This window comes from Croceimicrobium sp., from assembly GCF_965228705.1.
Lineage (GTDB): Bacteria > Bacteroidota > Bacteroidia > Flavobacteriales > Schleiferiaceae > Croceimicrobium.
The window spans coordinates 2,214,420-2,232,606 of sequence record NZ_OZ245832.1; the positions used below are offsets into that span (position 1 = coordinate 2,214,420).

Consider the following 18,187-nt stretch of genomic DNA (forward strand, 5'->3'; position numbering starts at 1 on the left):
CCATTCTGTCAGTTTCCCAAAGGCCAACTGACAGGAGCTAAATTCTCCATCCCGAATCAACATTCTACCTTTGCCAGGGTTTTAAAGAAAAAATGAAATATGACACATCTAAAAGAGGGCGACAAAGCCCCCGATATTAATGCCGAGGATCAGCATGGCAATGCTATCAAGCTTTCTGATTTCAAAGGCAAAAAGGTAGTTCTCTACTTCTACCCCAAAGACGATACTCCAGGCTGTACTGCCGAAGCTTGTAATTTCCGAGACAATTATCAAACTCTAAAAGATAAGGGCTTTGAATTGATTGGGGTAAGTGCTGATACGGCTCAGAAGCATCAGAAATTTGCCAACAAATATGAGCTCCCCTTTGCCTTAATTCCGGATACCGAAAAAGAAGTAATCCAAGCTTATGGTGTTTGGGGCTTAAAGAAATTTATGGGCCGCGAATACGATGGCATTCACCGTGAAACCTTTGTAATTGACGAAGAAGGAAAGATTGCTAAAATCTACCTGAAGGTAAAAACCAAAGAAGCTACCGAACAAATTTTAGCCGACTTCAGCTAAAAGCAACTCTATAAAAACACAAAACCTGGCCTCCCAAAGAAGCCAGGTTTTTTTATGCTATTGATTTCAATACCTAGTAAATGGTAATCGCAGCTTGATAGCTGAACTCGAAATCTTTGTTATCGGCATCTTTACCAGATCCGGTAATGGTATACACATTATTATTGCGTGCTACCTCAACAGTTGCCGTTTTCAATTGCTCTGGAAAACCATTGATTTGACCATTACTTACCGGAGCGATAAAGGCACCCTGGAAAGTATTTAAAGTTAGAGTAGTATCCATGCTATAGGTTCCGGCACTTAAGAAAGTACTATCCGCACTAAACATTTCAAAGTATACCATATATCCATTTCCACTGATGGAATCTGGATAATTGTCGGCATCATAATGAGGAGTCAATCCATCACTCAGAAGGAATAAATCCAAATTATGTGAGTTCACACCATAGTCGGGGTAAAACTCCATAAATCCATTTGCCAATCCATGGCGAGTACCATCCAATACCAACTCTTGTGGGAAATCCCCAGAATTGTTGGTACCGTCATTGTCGTCATCTTTCTTACAAGCAGAAACCAGTAGTAAGGTACCCAAAAGCCCTACAAAAAGCTTTGATTTAAACATAGATATTAAATTAATGTTAAGCCCGTGAAGATAGCTATTTCGGGCAATTCTCGAAATCCAAAAAAGCCTGTAAACACTAGGGTTTTCAACTAATAAGACTCCCTACCCAGCCATTTTAACATTTGCGGTTTCATTTTCTCTAAAACGAATTGCAGCCATTAAGCTTGAGCTAAGGGCATAAAAAAGCCTTCCCAGGGGAAGGCTTAAAATATTTTGACGGATATACCTTAGTTTAATCCGCAGTATCTACAGACTGTGGCATAGCTGAAGGATTTCCATCAGGCATGCTAAACTCAGCCGGAGCTTGAGCTTGATCAACCTGAACATCATCTAATGCAGATTCGCGTTGCTCTACACTCACATTACCGGGGCTTAAAGCAATATTGGAAATCATAACCAGGACCACTAGTACAATAGCCAAGGCCCAAGTACCACGGTCTAAAAAGTCGGTTGTTTTCTTAACACCACCGAATAATTGGGTACCGCCACCACCGAAGGATGAGCTCAAACCACCACCTTTTGGATTTTGCACCAAAACAATGATAATTAGTAAAATACAAGTTACGATGATTAGGGTTGTAAGTAAAAGGGTCATCTTTTATTATTTACTGTTAGCCAGTTTCTTGATCTCTGAAATTTGGCTGGCAAAGAAAGAACTTTTTTCGGGATATTTCAACATCAGAATTTCATAGGCTTGAATTGCCTTTTTATAGTGTTTTTGCCTGATGTAAACCTTGGCCAAAGTCTCGGTTACCAAACCACTACCTTGATCCTCTTCTCTCTCTTCCGGTCTTTCTACCTTTATTGGTTTAGGGCTTGCCGGACCAGCTTCGCGACTTTGCTTTTTCAGTTCCGGTAATTTCTCAACGAAGGAATCCAGCAAGTCTATTTTTTTAGAAATCTCTTCCTTAGGTTCTTTATCTGTTGCTTCGTCCTCACCCGCCGCCTCTTCTTTTTCTTCGGCTATCGGCTGACCAGGCTCCATGTGAATTTCACCTTTGGCTATTCGTTTTAGCCATTGTGAAAAGCTTGGTCCTCTGGCTTCGGCAGGAGTTTCAATTTCAGGACCTGTTTCCACATTGCTTTCTTCCGACTCCTTAGTTTCGGTACCAGTTTCAGCCTCCACTTCTGCCGGCAAATCCTGCCTAGCTTCCTCTTCCTCTCCTGCTAATCCAGTCTCTGAGCTAGATTCTTCACCAGCTTCAACCGACTCTTTCGATTCTGCTGGCTCTTCCTCCATTTCAGGTTTTGGAGCCTGAGGTTCCTCAACTTGCTTGCTTACTTCTTGAGTTTCCTCCCCTGGCTCTTCTGATTCCTCACTAGCTTCTTCTTCCTTCTTAGCCAAAGCGGCTTCGAGACTCTTCTTCCTTTCCTCAATCAGTTCGTTCATGCGTTGTTCACGCAATTCTGACATTGAATCTGAATCATCATCCTTGGATCCACTGCGCATTTTTTCTGCCAATTGTTCAATTCTGCGGATCTCCGAATCCAGGTCTTCTCCAGGATCTTGCACTTCTTCAGCTACAGGAGCCTCTTTTGGGGCATCTATTTCTTGCTCAGGACTTTCTTCTTCAGACTTGGTCTCAGTTGGAGCTTCACTTGGAGTTTCTGACTCTGCTTCAGTGCTTACTGGCTTTTCTTCCGTTTTATCAGTCTCGGAGTCTGTTTGCTCCTCACTAATCTCAGGGGAGGTTTCAGTACTATCACTTTCCTCGGCTTGGGTATCTCCAGTCTTGGGGAGTTTAATCTCTACTTCAAAGAGTTGCTCTTCATCCAGAGGCAAATCTGCCATCAAGGCTTCTAATTGACGATGCTCTTCCATGAGCACTTCAAGCTCCTCTCGACTAAGGGCATCGCTATTTCGCAAGGTCTCCAAACGATCGCGAATCATGCGAATACGTGAAGCTAAGGCCAGGTCGCTCTTCGCTTCCTCTGGACTTAATTCCCGGCTAATACTGCTTTCAGCAGCTTCCTCCTCCGTACTTTCCGGTTCAATTGCAGGAGCAGCTTCTGTTTCTTTTATTTCCTCATCGAGTATTTCTTCGGAACTCACGGTCTTTAGGGAATCGGAATCTTCCTCTTCATCCCATTCGACTTCTTCCTCCTCGGATTCTTCGATACTTTCAAATCGACGTGCAAAACGACGACGAATTAAAGCTTCAATATCAATGGGAGAATCAGCCCAAGGCTCACGCTCTTCCACCTCTATTGCCGCACTCGGATCAGGCGCTTCATCTGGCTCCGCATCTACAGTATCAATCCCTGAATCCAATGACTCAGAACTATCTTCCTCTACTTCCGAAACAGGCTCCTGCAATTCTTCCTGAGCTTCAGACGGCTTTTCCACTTCCGAAGTTTCCGGAATTTCAGTTTCATTTTCCGTTAAGGCTTCAGAGTCCCTTTCCACAAGCTCAGCTTCATCTGTAGCCTTTGGCGCAATGGGCTCCTCTTTAACTTCTTCTTTAATTGGTGGCTCGGGGGCCGATGTTTTATCTTGATCAAAGAGCTTGGCCTCGCCTCCGGATTTTTGCGACTCAAATTGTTCACGTAGCTGACGGTTGCGCTCTAATATCGCTTTTACCCTTTCCTGGGGACTTAGCTCCGCCATGTTTTCGGGTAAGGCCGACGGCAATTCTTTCTTAGGAATAGGAGTCACCTCTACTTGGGCAAGGGGCTCAACGGAAACTTTTTCTTCCTGAGTTTCTTCTGGCTGAATAGGTTCTTCCGCCGGTTTTTCTTCCTTGGCGGAACTTTCTAGCGGCTTCTCTTGCTCTTGCACTACCTCAGTATCGGCGATTGGCGCTTCACTAAGTTCGGCTAAGACTGGAGGACTGCTAACAGATTCTACCTCTACTGTTTCAATACCTTTATTGAGGCTGGGATTGCGATTTTCAAATAGCTCAAAAAGAACGGAGCGGTCATTGGTAAGTACCGCCGTTTTCCCCAATTGTTGGTTAAAGAGATGTTCGGAAGAAGTGCGCAAACGCAGGCCATACATCAACTGTATCAGTTGACTGTAAGGATACTTCCGGGCCAAATCGCGCAAATCATCCACCAGATAATCTGCTACATGTTTGGGGTCTTCAAGTAGTTTATGAAAATCTTCGGTTCTCAATTACCAATCTCCAATTGCGCGGTTAAGGATATTTTCTGACAATTCTTGACAAACCTGCTCATGCAATTCCGCTTCTATGGCATTGATATCCTGATTGGCATCAAAGTCTACAAAGCGGCTAAAACGCTCCTCAAATCCTTTGTCGGGCTCTAAGGTATTGATAAAGATTACATTCACCTCTACCGTTAAGCGGTTTTGCGCTACCGAACCTATATCAGAGGCCTGAGCATTAATAGGTTGGATAGTATATTTTTCAATATTCCCCGTAAACTGCATATGACCATTGCGACGTACTAATTCCAATGGCGTTTGCTGAACAAATATGTCTCGCAGTTTTTCGGTAAAGATTTGCGACAACTGTGGTTTCACCAAATCAGCCGTATTGGGAAAGAAGTCGATGCTTACCGTTTTTGCATCACCAACATCTCCGCCGGTAAAGCTGTATCCGCCACAAGCCTGTAAAATCAGGATCAAGACCAATGCTAGGGTTTTCCGCATCTTATAAATTGTATTGCTTGATTTTGCGGTAGAGGGTTCGCTCTGAAATACCCAATTCCTCCGCAGCATCTTTTCGTTTATTATGATTGCGCTCCAAAGCGCGTTTGATCATTTCCAACTCTTTCTCCTGAAGCGTTACCGGCTCATCCTCCACAATATCATGACTGGCATCATAAATATCGGTTTGCAGCTCGGGCTCATCATTATCGCTGTAAACGGGTAAATAGCCGCTGGAATTTTCCTCCACCGAATTTCTTGCTTCGGGAAGCTCTCTTTCTTCGCGGTAAATCCGGCGAATCAAATTGCTATTATCGCTTTTCCATTCCTCACTGATCTCATTATTCTGCATCAGCTCGGCTGTCAACTTTTTCAAATCCGCAATATCCTTGCGCATATCAAAAAGTACCTGGTAGAGAATTTCGCGTTCATTGCTAAAATCACTAGCCGTCTGTTTTTGCTCCTCGCGATACAGTGCAGGTAAACCACCCTTTCCGGCATCCGGCAAGTAGTTCATGAGGGTATTCGCCGAAATGGCCCGATCCGTTTCAATTACCGATATCTGCTCTGCCAGGTTTCGCAATTGACGAATATTTCCCGGCCAGTGGTAATTGCGTAAAACTTCCACGGCCTCTTCATCTAAACGCAAGGTTGGTGTATGATACTTATCCGCAAAGTCTGCCGCGAATTTTCGAAAGATCAAATGAATATCATCCTTCCGTTCCCGCAGTGCCGGCAAGTGAATTTCGACCGTATTTAAACGGTAATAAAGGTCTTCCCTAAATTTTCCTTTTTGCACGGCCCCCATCATATCCACATTGGTTGCCGCCACTATGCGTACATCGGTTTTCTGAATTTGGGAAGATCCTACTTTGATAAATTCACCGGTTTCCAATACCCGCAGCAATCGCACTTGGGTGGAAAGTGGTAATTCACCTACTTCATCTAAAAAGATGGTCCCCCCATCGGCTTCTTCGAAATAGCCTTTTCGCGTTCCGGTTGCTCCGGTAAAGGCTCCTTTCTCATGACCAAAAAGCTCACTGTCAATGGTCCCTTCCGGAATGGCACCGCAGTTTACGGCGATATACTTATTGTGTTTACGATGGCTTTGCGAATGAATTATCCGGGGAATGGCTTCTTTACCCACCCCGCTTTCACCGGATACCAAAACCGAAATATCAGTACTGGCTACCTGCAAAGCTTTGTTTAATGCCCGCTCTAATCCGGGACTATTGCCAATGATACCAAATCGCTGTTTTACTTCCTGTAAGCTCATTACTTCACTCGGTATTTTACGCGGATGGCCTTATCCTGATGAATCCTACTGGCCGTACTTTGATTAACAACCCAGGGTTTAAAGGCAATTATTTCAACTTCATATGCTTGTGGATACGCTTTAGGCAGCTTCACACCACGACGTCGCCCACTGGCAATGCCTTCGTAAATTAATTTTCCCTGGGCATCATATAGCTTTAATTCAAAACCGGTTGAAAGGTTCTGGATACACACCTCACGAGAGGTATCAGCCACACAATAATAAAGGACACCTTCGCTGCGGATTTTATCCTCTTCGATCCAAATGGTAAGATTATTATCTACCCAACGACCATTTACCTTTTCTTGAGCCTTAAGACCCAAGCCGCTTAACAAAAGGCCAAGGATTAGCAATTGTATTTTCATGCCTGGTTTTAGTCTTGCACCATCTCCCCAAAGAGGGTAGCCGTGGTACAATCGGTAATTTTCACTTTAACGAAATCCCCTGGTTTATGGTCTCCTGTTTTCGGAAATACCACCATGGTATTCTGCGTATTGCGTCCTTTCCAATCTTGATCGCTTCGTTTGGAATCGCCTTCAATCAAAATCTCTTCCACCCTGCCAATATGCTCCTGATTACGCTGCAAGGAATGCTCCTGTTGCAAGGCGATAATCTCATTCAAACGACGTTTCTTGGTTTCCATATCCACATCGTCTTCCATCTTGCGGGCCGCAAAAGTGTTAGGACGCTCACTGTAGTAGAACATATAACCAAAGTCGTACCGAACGTATTCCATCAGACTTAAAGTCTCTTTATGATCCTCCTCAGTTTCGGTCGGGAAGCCAGCAATCATATCATGAGAAATACCACAATCCGGAATAATCTTGCGCAAACGATCAATCAAAGCAAAGTATTCTTCTCGGTTATGACCGCGGTTCATTTCCTTTAAAATTCGGCTACTACCGGATTGCACGGGAAGGTGAATGTAATTGCAGATATTATCATGACGAGCAATGGCGTGCAGCACTTCATCCGTCATATCCTGAGGATTACTGGTACTAAAACGAATGCGCATTTCAGGCACCGCCAAGGCTACCATATCCAATAAACCAGCAAAATTTACAGCTGAGGCCTTAGCTGTTTCTGAGGCTTTTTCAAAATCCTTTTTCAAACCTCCACCATACCAGAGGTAGCTATCTACGTTTTGACCTAAGAGGGTGATTTCTTTAAAGCCACGTGCTTGTAATTCGCGTACTTCCGCTAAAATGGTTTGAGGATTACGGCTGCGTTCTCGACCACGAGTAAATGGAACCACACAAAAGGTGCACATATTATCGCAACCACGAGTAATTGAAACAAAGGCAGACACGCCATTGGAATCGATTCGCACCGGACTCACATCGGCATAGGTTTCTTCTTTAGACAAGAGTACGTTCACCGCTTTTCGCCCACCGTCAACCTTTTCAATCAGATTGGGTAAATCCCGATAGGCATCCGGACCTACTACCAGGTCGACTAATTTTTCTTCGTCTAAAAATTTATCCTTTAGGCGTTCGGCCATACAACCTAGTACGCCAATTTTCATATCAGGGCGCTCCTGTTTCAGTTTATTGAAACTACTTAAACGCTTACGTACGGTTTGCTCCGCTTTATCGCGAATAGAGCAGGTATTAAGCAAAACCAAATCCGCCTCTTCCACATTTCGGGTGGTCCCGAATCCTTCTTTAGCGAGAATGGAAGCCACAATTTCGGAATCGGAAAAGTTCATCTGACAGCCGTAACTCTCAATGTACAACTTACGATCGCCGCGTTCTTCGTTTCCCTCCAGGGCTGTACCCTGAATATTTTCGTCCATCAATTTCGCCTCGGTGGCAGTCTCTTTCATCTTCATTTTATAAGGTCTGCAAAGGTACAAATGTAAGTCGATTGCCAATTTGACAGACCAAAAGATCAGGGCCTCTTAACAAGGGTAAAACCTAAAAACGAAAAACATTGATTTATTTTGCGCCTTATTCGCATGCTAATTCAAAGGAGTACATGGCAAAAAATTTAGTGATCGTCGAGTCGCCTGCCAAGGCAAAAACTATTGAGAAATTTCTCGGGAAAGAGTATCAAGTGGAAAGTAGCTACGGGCATATACGCGACCTGGTACAGAAGGATATGGGTGTTGATGTGGAGAATAACTTTGAACCAAAGTACGCCATCAGCAGCGACAAAAAAGAAGTCGTAAAAAAGCTAAAAAAATTAAGCAAGGACGCCGAAATGGTGTGGCTTGCATCGGATGAGGACCGTGAAGGAGAAGCCATCGCCTGGCACCTTTACGAAGCTTTAGGCCTTAGTCCAACCCACACCAATCGCATTACTTTTTCGGAAATCACTAAAAAAGCGATTGACAAGGCAATTCAAAATCCGCGTCGCATTAATACCGATTTGGTAAATGCTCAGCAAGCACGCCGGGTTTTAGATCGCTTAGTAGGATTTGAGCTTTCTCCAGTATTATGGAAGAAAGTAAAAGCAGGCTTATCCGCCGGAAGGGTGCAATCCGTAGCAGTTCGCCTGATTGTAGAGCGTGAAATGGAGATTCGCAATTTTGAAGCGAAATCTTATTTCCGTGTGGTAGCTGAGTTCCAAAATTCCACTGGCAAAAGCTTTAAAGCAGAACTCAACAAGCGTTTCGACACTGAAAAAGAGGCGCGTGAATTTTTAGATAATTGCGCCAAGCACTCCTTTAAGATTGATTCGGTAGAGACCAAGCCCGCGAAAAAATCGCCAGCTCCTCCCTTTACCACTTCAACCCTTCAACAGGAAGCTGCACGAAAACTCTATTTCTCAGTAAGCCAAACCATGTCGGTAGCGCAAAAGCTTTACGAAGCTGGTTTGATTACTTATATGCGTACCGACTCGACCAATTTATCAGACGATGCCCTGGGCGCCGCACAATTGGAGATTGAAGACCATTACGGTAAAGATTATGCTAAAACCCGTCGCTTCGCCACTAAGAGCAAAGGAGCGCAGGAAGCACACGAGGCCATTCGCCCCACCTATTTTAACCGCCACAGCGCCGGAACCGGTGACCAGCAAAAGCGACTTTATGATCTCATTTGGAAACGGGCCATTGCCTCTCAAATGAGTGACGCCCAATTGGAAAGAACCGTTTTCCATATAGATGCTCCGGGTGAAAAATTAGAATTCGTAGCACGCGGGGAGGTAATCACCTTCGAAGGTTTCTTAAAAGTATATCTGGAAGGCACAGATGATGAAGACTCAGAAGAGCAATCAGGCATGCTACCGGCTTCTAAACAAGGGGAAAGCTTAAGCTATGAAGACATTGTGGCCACCCAACGATTCACCAAGCACCCACCTCGCTATACTGAAGCCAGCTTGGTAAAGAAACTGGAAGAATTAGGCATTGGCCGTCCTTCGACCTATGCGCCAACCATTAGTACCATTATCAAAAGACAATATGTTGAGAAATCGGAATTAACCGGCACTCAACGCGATTACCTACAAATGAGTTTAGCGGGCGGAATGGTTAAGGACCAAAAGCTCAGCGAAACTACCGGAGCGGATAAAAACAAATTGATCCCTACCGACATTGGCACTGTAGTTAACGGATTCCTTACTGAGCATTTCGATCAAATTCTGGACTACAACTTCACGGCCTCGGTAGAAGCTAAGTTCGACCAAATTGCGCATGGCCAGGAAGAGTGGACCGCAATGCTGGATGAATTCTATCAAGATTTCCACCCCCACTTGAAGGAAGTGGAAGAAAACTCTGAACGCGCCACTGGCGAAAGAATAATAGGTGAGGATCCCAAAAGCGGAAAACCCATTATTGCTCGGATCGGTCGATATGGTCCCATGATTCAAATTGGCGAAGCCGAAGACGAAGAAAAGCCTCGTTTTGCGAGTTTACAGAAAGGTCAGAGTATCGACACCATTAGCCTGAAGGAAGCTTTGGATCTCTTTAAACTGCCTCGTGAATTAGGCGAGTATCAAGGTGAAAAGGTAAGTGCCAATATTGGCCGCTTCGGGCCTTATGTAAAATATAAGAGTGTTTTTGCCTCGATTAAAGCGGCGGAAGGTGATGATCCGATGACTATTGAATTGGATCGCGCTATTGAATTGATTGAAGCGAAAATTGAAGCCGATAAAAACAAATTCATCAAGGTATTTGATGAGGCTAAACCGGTGATTGAGGTACTCAACGGACGTTATGGACCCTATCTAAAATCCGGTCGCAAAAATTACAAGTTACCGAAGGACATTGAAGATCCAGCAAAATTAAGTCGAGAAGAAGCGGAGGCTATTATCGCCGATGCCGCTAAGAAACCGGCTAAAGGACGCGCTAAAAAAAGCACTAAGAAATGATTCTGGAAGATTTCCTAAGCCCGGTGGGCGGGAGTATTATAGAGTCTTGTGCTCAGGCCAACGAGCAAATATTTGGTAAACGAATTGGGATCCATCAGGAAATCGAAGGCCTTCCGGAAATTGAAAATTACAAGTTAGCTCTGATTGGGGTTATGGAAGATCGCGGCAGTGATAATGCCGGATCGGCCCAAAGCCCGGATCAAGTGCGCAAATACCTGTACAATCTCTACTGGGGCAATTGGGATGCTCCGGTTTGCGATCTGGGTAATATTTATTCAGGCGAAAAGTTGGCCGATACCATGTTTGCCTTACGCGAAGTTTGCTTTGAGCTGATCAAGCGCAATATTGTCCCGATCATCATCGGCGGTAGTCAGGATTTGACTTACGGCAATTATCGTGCTTACGATCGTTTGGAGCAAACAGTAAATCTGGTTTCCATCGATTCCCAATTTGATTTAGGGAAACAGGATGATAAGCTCACGCATCGCTCTTTTCTGAGTCATATCATTCTTCAAAAGCCTTATATCCTCTACAATTTCAGCAATATTGGTTACCAGAGCTATTTTGTAAATCAAGAGGAGGTGGACCTGATGGAGCGCATGTATTTTGATATTCACCGACTTGGCAATATGCGCCAGGACATCAGCGAAAGCGAACCTATTTTGCGTGATGCGGATATAGTAAGCTTCGATTTATCCGCCTTGAGGCAAAGTGATGCACCCGGAAACACCTTTCACAGTCCTAATGGCTTTAGCGGCGAAGAGGCTTGTGCCCTGGCACGCTACAGTGGCATCAGTGACAAATTGAGTTCATTTGGGATTTATGAATGCAATGCATTAGCCGACAAAGAAGGTAGAACTGCCCATCTGGTAGCTCAAATGATCTGGTATTTTTTAGAAGGATTTAACCTCCGAAAAGGGGACTATCCCTTTGCGAGAAAGGAGGATTATCAACGATTTACTGTACTTATCAACGATGGTGAGTACGAATTAGTCTTTTATAAGAGCCCTTTGAGTGGTCGTTGGTGGATCGAAGTTCCAGTGCGTGAAAGTGCAGGTTTAAGCTCCGACCGACACAAGCTAATCCCCTGTTCTTATGTAGATTACCAGGAGGCTATGCAGAACGAAATTCCGGACCGTTGGTGGCGTGCAATGCAGAAAGCATTGTAATAAATCGAGCATTCATCAACAAAAAGCCGTGAAAAATTAACTACGGCTTAAGGCATATTTGTTCAAAGCTTTATATTTGGGATTTCAACAAAGTGTTGTCAACAATTAATACTAACCCGATTTGATGAAGAAATTCTACCTCATCATGGTGCTTGCATTCCCGCTCTTCGCTTTAGCGCAGCAGGATGTGCAATTCAGCCAATACATGTTCAATCGCGTTTATTACAATCCCGGGGTTGCTGGATCCGGAGGCGCCATTTGCATAAACGGCTTGCACCGCAGTCAGTGGGTAGGTTTTGAAGGAGCCCCCATTACTCAGAATATTAATATCAATGCCCCTTTCAAGAAGCTTCACGGCGGAATTGGTTTGAGCATTGTGAATGACCAAATCGGCTTCTTTAATAATATTTCCGCTCGTTTGATGTACGGTTACCAGCTAGAATTAAGCACTGGTACCTTAGGCATTGGCTTGGGAGCATCTTTTCTGAATAATCAAATCGCCAGTAGTGGTTGGATTCCATCTGATGGGGTAAATGGTGCATTAGACCCCGGTGTGTACGGATTGAATGAAACCGGTTTTCAAGTAGACGGAATTTTCGGTATTTACTACGAAAGTCAAAATATTTGGGGTGGAATCTCTTCTACCCGCGTTATTGAAAGTTCTACGGAAATAGGTTCTTTTAATGGACTATCTTCCACTTTCATTCGCAATGCCCGCCATTACTATTTAATGGGGGGATACAATTGGGCAGTACCTGCAAGTAACTGGGAATTACGTCCTAGCATGTTATTAAAACTCACTTCTGGATCTACCACCTTTGACATAAATGCCATGGGGGTATATAATAATAAGTTTTGGGGTGGCGTTACATACAGGCTACAGGACGCGGTTGCGGTTATGATAGGCTGGCAAGCGACACCTGGATTTAAACTAGGGTACTCATACGATGTTGCGACATCAGCGCTTTCTACCAGAGGTGGTGGAAGCCACGAAATTATGGCGAGTTACTGCTTTAAGATTGTAATTCCGCCTCCCACAACGGGAAGTCATAAGAACCCAAGATTTTTGTAATATAGCAGCCCCTGTTTTCAACAGACTGTTGATCAACGGAAAACAACGTCAAGAGACATGAAGAAACTGATTTCCATAGCCTTAAGCTCCGTGCTTCTGATCAGTTGTAGCAGCAATGACTACGGCGAATTAGTGGGCGTTCAGGATCGACCTAACTGGTATCCGGCGCAACCTTACGGAATGGTTTATATCCCTCAGGGCTCCTATAATATGGGAAACTCTGATCAGGATGTACCTTATAGCTTGATCTCTCCAACTAAAACTGTTTCGGTTCCTTCCTTCTGGATGGACCAAACCGAAATCACTAATAATGAGTATCGCCAGTTCATTCATTGGGTGCGCGACTCAATCCTTCGCTTCCGTTTAGGAGAGGATGGATTAGTGGAAGGTTATGAATTAATTGAAGCCGCCAACAAAGAAGATCAAACCTTCTTTGATGAGTACGTTTCACTTAACTACCCTGATAGTATGCAGCGCCATATCAACTGGGAGCCTATGTTAGAGTGGCGTACCGAGAACTATCCATCGGCGGAATACACCGAGATTATCGAAGGTTTATACCTCCCCCCAGAAGAGCAGTTCATGGGTAGTCGCATGATTGATTCCCGACAATTGAATTATGCCTTCTTCTGGATTAACAAACAAAAAGCGGCGCGTAAATCGAACCGTGTAATGTTTGATCATAATGATTCCGATCAAGATGGTGAACGTTTTTCTTACCGCGACTATATTAAGGACAACAAGGAAATTTCTGATCGGAGCTCATTCTTCGAAGGTGGTGTAATCAACATCTATCCTGATACTTTATGCTGGATTCATGACTTCACCTACAGTTATAATGATCCGATGCACGACAAATATTTCTGGCACCCTGCCTTTGATGAGTATCCTGTTGTGGGCTTAAGCTGGTATCAAGCACGTGCATTCTGTAATTGGAGAACCAAATACCGTAATGATTACTTACGTAATTCTGGTTACTTCACTGAGCAAGAATTCCGCTTACCGACCGAGGCCGAATGGGAATATGCCGCTCGTGGTCGCAAAGAATTAACTACCTACCCATGGGGTGGTCCTTATGCCCTGAACAGCTCCGGTTGCTACTTAGGTAACTTTAAGCCACTGCGTGGTAACCTAGTAGCGGATGGTGCCTTCTATCCTGTGAAAGCTACTGCTTATGCGCCTAATGAATATGACCTGTACAACATGGCAGGAAACGTAGCGGAATGGACCAATACGGCCTTTGACGCTGCAAGCTTCTACTATGTTTCAGACATTAGTCCCAATTTTGAGTACAATGCTAACCCGAGTGACGACCCCACTATTACGCGTAAAGTAATTCGCGGTGGTAGTTGGAAAGACGTTGCTTACTACATGCAGGTAAGTACCCGTGACTATGAATATGCTGACACCGCTAAATCCTATGTAGGATTCCGTACGGTACAAAGCTTTATGGGTCGCGATCTTGCCGACTTTTAATCCCCTAATTTCTATTTTAATTTAATTTTTTCCAATGGCGTTAATTGATGTAAACAGCAAGCGTTTTAAAAATTTCATGGCTAAGCTTTATGGCTGGGGTGCCTCCGTTGTAATCCTCGGAGCGATGTTTAAAATCCTTCACTTGCCAGGAGCCGATATCATGTTGGTAGTAGGTTTGACTACTGAGGCTGTAATTTTCTTCTTCTCTGCATTTGAAAAACCCGGTGAAGAACTGGATTGGACCTTAGTTTATCCTGAATTAGCAGGTATGACTGACGAAGATGAGCAGTACAGCAACAACAACCAACGTGGTTTAACAGCTACTCAGGAATTAGATCGCATGCTTGAGGATGCTAAGATTGATGGTGAGTTGATCGAAAGCTTGGGAAGTGGACTGCGTCGCTTTGGAGATGCTGCAAACAAATTAACTGAGACCAGCGAGGCTGCTGCAGCTACTGGTGCTTACAATGAGCAATTGAGCTTAGCCTCTAAAAATATGGAGTCCTTAAACGCTTTGTATGCTGTACAATTAGAGAGCTCTGCTAACCATATGGAAGCTCAAAACACCTTAATGGAAAAACTGAACAGCTCTATTCAAGATTCTGATCGTTTGACCAACGAGGTAAGCAGCCTTGTAAACAACATGAGTCAACTCAACAACGTTTACGGAGGTATGCTTTCTGCCATGAACGTTAATCGTAGTAACTAAGCTAATTCACCGAGTCACTAAACTCTAAAAACTAATTCATGGCTGGAGGAAAACTATCAGCACGTCAGAAAATGATTAACATGATGTACCTCGTGTTAACGGCGATGCTGGCATTAAACGTTTCCAAAGACATTTTGAAGGCTCTGACCAAACTTGATGAAAGTTTGACGGAGACTATCACTACGGTAGGTGCTAAAAACCAAGATGCCTATAGTGCTCTTGCTGCGGCTGCAGCCGAAAACCCTGCCAAAGCTTTAAAATGGAAGAACAAATCAGATGAAGTACGTGAAGCTACTTCAGACCTGTTCAATTACATCGGTGAACTAAAAGATACCCTTGTAGGTGTATCTGGTGGATGGGAAGATGAAGAAAAAACTATTCCTAAAGCGCTGGATGCTAAATCCAAGCCTTTAAACTTCTTAGTTACCGAACAAGGTCCACAAAAAGCAACAGAACTGCGTGAGAAGATTGAAGCTTATCGCGCTAAAATGATCGAAATTGCAGATAATGATCCTTCTATCACTAACAACTTGCAGACCGTCTTTAATACGGATAAGCAAAAAGAAGGTGATAAAGAAGTAAGCTGGGAATTGGCTTCTTTTGGAGAATACCCCTTAGGCGCCATTCTTCCATTCTTAACTGATATCCAAGCTCGGGTTCGAAACTCTGAAGCAGAACTTTTAACTCACTTGCTCAAGAATATTGATGCCGGTACAGTGAAGTTCAACCAGGTAAACGCCATGGTAATTGCACCAAGTAGCTACATTACTCAAGGGGATTCTTATGAAGCTCAGGTTTTCTTAGCTGCCTACGATGACACTCAAGATCCTCAAATCGTATTGGAAGATGAGAATGGAAATGAAATTCCCATTGATCGTATTGAAAACGGTCGTGGATTCGTTAAAATTCCCGCTAACAGCGTAGGTCAAAAGACCTGGGGTGGAAAGATTAAGATCAAGCAAACAGACGGTGAGAAGGTTTACAATATCCCACCAACATCTTACACCGTTGCACCTCAAAGTGTGGTTATTTCTCCTTCTAAGATGAACGTTCTTTATCGTGGGGTAGACAATCCATTGGAAATTGGAGTTCCCGGTGTAGAGCCTTCTAAGATTCGTGTAAACGGTCCTGGAGTACGTCAGGTTAAACCTGGTGAATATGTAGCCGATGTTACAAGCATTAAAGGTCAACAAGAAATCACCATTTCAGTTTCTGTAGTAGAAACGGATAAAGATGGTAACGAAAGTACTCGACCCGCTGGAACCAAGAAATTCCGTATTAAGGGTTTACCTCCTGCCGTAGGAACAATTTACAAACGTACAGAAGGTTTATTCTCCGCAAGTGCAATTGCTAATGCTCCAATTGAAGCCAGTTTTGAAGATTTTGTTTTCGACCTTGATCTCAGAGTTACCTCTTTTGAAGTGGCAATTCCTGGCTCTCCCCCCGAGCGTATTTCAGGTAATAAAATGCCTTCTAACGTAAAAACTAAGATTCAACGATTAAGACCTGGCTCAACTGTTACTATCCGTAACATTAAAGCTATTGCCGTGGGGAACCCACGTGTAAAAGTTGATAGAGTAGCTAGTATTTCAGTTGACTTAAACTAATAAAACACTATCATGAAACGATTAGTTTTTTGTCTTGGACTTATTGGACTCTATTTGATGCCCCAAACATCAGAGGCTCAAATTATCAGTCCTTCAGACGATGGTATCATTCCTGATGACCCCAAACATTACCACAATAATAAAGTATTCGAATACCCTTATTTAAGAGAGTCGGATATGCTGTGGTCTACCCGTCATTGGGAACGAATCGATCTGAGACAAAAAATGAATCTGCACCTCTACTACCCTGTGCAAGCTATTCCAGATCGGAAGTCTTTGTATGATGTAGTAATTGATGGTATCCTTACTGAAGGAACTATTATTGAAGTTTTTGCAGACGATCGTTTTGAGATTCCTCTAGGCTTAGATCAAGTTCGAGGTTATGTGCAAATGGTAGACACCTTGCGTGACCCGGATACCGGTGAGATCCTTTTAGTGGATACCATCAGCATTACTTCTAAAGATGTGAAATTCTGGGAAGTGAAATCCGACTGGTATTTCGACAAACAAAGAGGTGAAATGAAAAACCGGATTTTAGGTATTTCTCCTGTAGTAGAAAACCCTAAAACTCTGGATCGCTACAATCTCTTCTGGGTATGGTTCCCGGATGCTCGTTATGCCTTAGCTACCCATGTAGCATTTAATGGTCATAACAACAGCTCTAGACTTACTTATGATCAGGTCTTCCACTTGCGCTTCTTTGATTCTGTAATCTTTAAAGAAGACAATGTTTACGATCGTCAAATAGAAGAGTATAAACGTAGTTCAACCCTCGATCAATTGCTCGAAGCCGAACGCATTAAAAATAATCTACGTAACCTCGAAGCAGAGCTTTGGGAGTACTAGTAGACATAGTATTTAAACAAAAAAGCCCGGTTAATCATCGGGCTTTTTTTGTATCTGTCATTTTCTTTTGGGCCTATTTCCTGGACATTCCATCATTGCAGGCACAAATTAAGGATCCCTCCGATTGCAGTGGGATCTTAATTAGCGATTCTGTAGTTCCGGAACCCTATATCAGAGAAGCGGACCTCATGTGGTCTACCCGCCATTGGGAGCGTATTGACCTCAGGGAAAAAATGAACCAATACCTCTATTATCCTCTTCGTCCTTTACCTTGTCGTAAAAGTCTCTATGATGCTCTTTTAGACGGCATTTGGAATCTCGACTCCCGGGTAGAAGTCTTTGCGGATGACCACTTTGAAATCCCGATTAGTCAGACTCAGATCAGTCGCTATATTCAAATGATTGATACCTTAAAAGATCCTGATACTGGCGAAATCTTATTGATTGATACAATACGCATTACAGCTAAAGATGTGAAATTCTGGGAACTGCGTACCGATTGGTATTTTGATAAGTCTAGAGGAGAGCTTCGACACCGAATACTGGGCCTTTCACCAGTAGTCGAAAACCCTAAAACCTTGGATCGCTATAACCTATTTTGGATCTGGTACCCAAGCGCAAGAGAAAGCTTAGCAGCTGCCCCCGCTTATATACGGCAGAACCAATTACAACACCTTAATTATGACCAGGTATTAAATATGCGATTCTTCGACTCGCAAATATTTAAAGAGGATAATGTTTATGATCGTCAAATCGAAGAGTACAAACGCAGTTCAACCTTGGATCAACTACTGGAAGCTGATCGAATTAAAAACAAAGTCCGAAACTTAGAAGCGGAACTTTGGGAATACTAAGCATCGCTATAGCTTGGATAAATTAGCATCTTTGC

The 18,187-nt window shown here is 43.6% G+C and carries 16 protein-coding genes; 9 read left to right on the plus strand and 7 right to left on the minus strand.

What is annotated here, in order from left to right; translation table 11 throughout:
- The first annotated feature begins 99 nt into the window (after positions 1-99).
- Positions 100-561, plus strand: coding sequence for a thioredoxin-dependent thiol peroxidase (gene bcp / locus ACO05P_RS10060; protein ID WP_421750557.1), 462 nt, complete (start codon positions 100-102; stop codon positions 559-561).
- Between the two features lie 73 nt (positions 562-634).
- Here the strand turns inward: bcp and ACO05P_RS10065 are convergent, their stop codons facing one another.
- From ACO05P_RS10065 to miaB, 7 genes are all read right to left on the minus strand, one after another.
- Positions 635-1,183: a hypothetical protein gene (locus ACO05P_RS10065; protein ID WP_421750558.1), complete on the minus strand. Its 549-nt coding sequence runs from the start codon at positions 1,181-1,183 to the stop codon at positions 635-637.
- A 232-nt stretch (positions 1,184-1,415) separates the two neighbouring features.
- Positions 1,416-1,778, minus strand: coding sequence for a preprotein translocase subunit SecG (gene secG, locus ACO05P_RS10070; protein ID WP_421750560.1), 363 nt, complete (start codon positions 1,776-1,778; stop codon positions 1,416-1,418).
- A gap of 6 nt (positions 1,779-1,784) precedes the next feature.
- Positions 1,785-4,298 carry a hypothetical protein gene (locus ACO05P_RS10075; protein ID WP_421750562.1) on the minus strand — a complete coding sequence of 838 codons (2,514 nt, stop codon included), beginning with the start codon at positions 4,296-4,298 and terminating at the stop codon, positions 1,785-1,787.
- On the minus strand, positions 4,299-4,796 hold the full coding sequence (gene lptE / locus ACO05P_RS10080; RefSeq protein WP_421750564.1) for an LPS assembly lipoprotein LptE: 498 nt from the start codon (positions 4,794-4,796) through the stop codon (positions 4,299-4,301). It abuts the gene before it with no gap.
- A 1-nt stretch (position 4,797) separates the two neighbouring features.
- On the minus strand, positions 4,798-6,069 hold the full coding sequence (locus ACO05P_RS10085; RefSeq protein ID WP_421750566.1) for a sigma-54 interaction domain-containing protein: 1,272 nt from the start codon (positions 6,067-6,069) through the stop codon (positions 4,798-4,800).
- Entirely contained in the window at positions 6,069-6,473 is a 405-nt protein-coding gene (locus ACO05P_RS10090; RefSeq protein WP_421750567.1) for a hypothetical protein, read from the minus strand. The genes ACO05P_RS10085 and ACO05P_RS10090 overlap by 1 nt, the downstream gene beginning before the upstream one ends.
- A gap of 8 nt (positions 6,474-6,481) precedes the next feature.
- On the minus strand, positions 6,482-7,939 hold the full coding sequence (gene miaB, locus ACO05P_RS10095; protein WP_421750568.1) for a tRNA (N6-isopentenyl adenosine(37)-C2)-methylthiotransferase MiaB: 1,458 nt from the start codon (positions 7,937-7,939) through the stop codon (positions 6,482-6,484).
- Between the two features lie 146 nt (positions 7,940-8,085).
- Here miaB and topA point away from each other — a divergent pair, with 146 nt between their 5' ends.
- The 8 genes from topA (at position 8,086) to gldN (ACO05P_RS10135) (ending at position 18,152) form a co-directional block, all read left to right on the plus strand.
- A complete protein-coding gene (gene topA, locus ACO05P_RS10100) occupies positions 8,086-10,419 on the plus strand; it encodes a type I DNA topoisomerase (RefSeq protein ID WP_421750569.1) in 2,334 nt (777 codons plus the stop codon).
- Complete coding sequence (locus tag ACO05P_RS10105; RefSeq protein WP_421750570.1) at positions 10,416-11,588, plus strand: formimidoylglutamase; 1,173 nt, start codon at positions 10,416-10,418, stop codon at positions 11,586-11,588. The genes topA and ACO05P_RS10105 overlap by 4 nt, the downstream gene beginning before the upstream one ends.
- Positions 11,589-11,712: 124 nt before the next feature.
- The gene (locus ACO05P_RS10110) at positions 11,713-12,660 is read left to right on the plus strand and encodes a type IX secretion system membrane protein PorP/SprF (RefSeq protein ID WP_421750571.1); all 948 of its coding nucleotides are present in this window, start codon (positions 11,713-11,715) and stop codon (positions 12,658-12,660) included.
- A gap of 57 nt (positions 12,661-12,717) precedes the next feature.
- Positions 12,718-14,136: an SUMF1/EgtB/PvdO family nonheme iron enzyme gene (locus ACO05P_RS10115; RefSeq protein ID WP_421750572.1), complete on the plus strand. Its 1,419-nt coding sequence runs from the start codon at positions 12,718-12,720 to the stop codon at positions 14,134-14,136.
- Positions 14,137-14,170: 34 nt separating this feature from the next.
- Positions 14,171-14,845, plus strand: a complete 675-nt coding sequence (gldL, locus tag ACO05P_RS10120) for a gliding motility protein GldL (protein ID WP_421750573.1) — start codon at positions 14,171-14,173, stop codon at positions 14,843-14,845.
- Between the two features lie 38 nt (positions 14,846-14,883).
- The gene (gldM, locus tag ACO05P_RS10125; RefSeq protein ID WP_421750575.1) at positions 14,884-16,452 is read left to right on the plus strand and encodes a gliding motility protein GldM; all 1,569 of its coding nucleotides are present in this window, start codon (positions 14,884-14,886) and stop codon (positions 16,450-16,452) included.
- A gap of 12 nt (positions 16,453-16,464) precedes the next feature.
- Positions 16,465-17,298 carry a gliding motility protein GldN gene (gene gldN / locus ACO05P_RS10130; protein WP_421750576.1) on the plus strand — a complete coding sequence of 278 codons (834 nt, stop codon included), beginning with the start codon at positions 16,465-16,467 and terminating at the stop codon, positions 17,296-17,298.
- Positions 17,286-18,152 carry a gliding motility protein GldN gene (gene gldN / locus ACO05P_RS10135; protein WP_421750577.1) on the plus strand — a complete coding sequence of 289 codons (867 nt, stop codon included), beginning with the start codon at positions 17,286-17,288 and terminating at the stop codon, positions 18,150-18,152. The genes gldN (ACO05P_RS10130) and gldN (ACO05P_RS10135) overlap by 13 nt, the downstream gene beginning before the upstream one ends.
- The last annotated feature ends 35 nt before the right edge of the window (positions 18,153-18,187 follow it).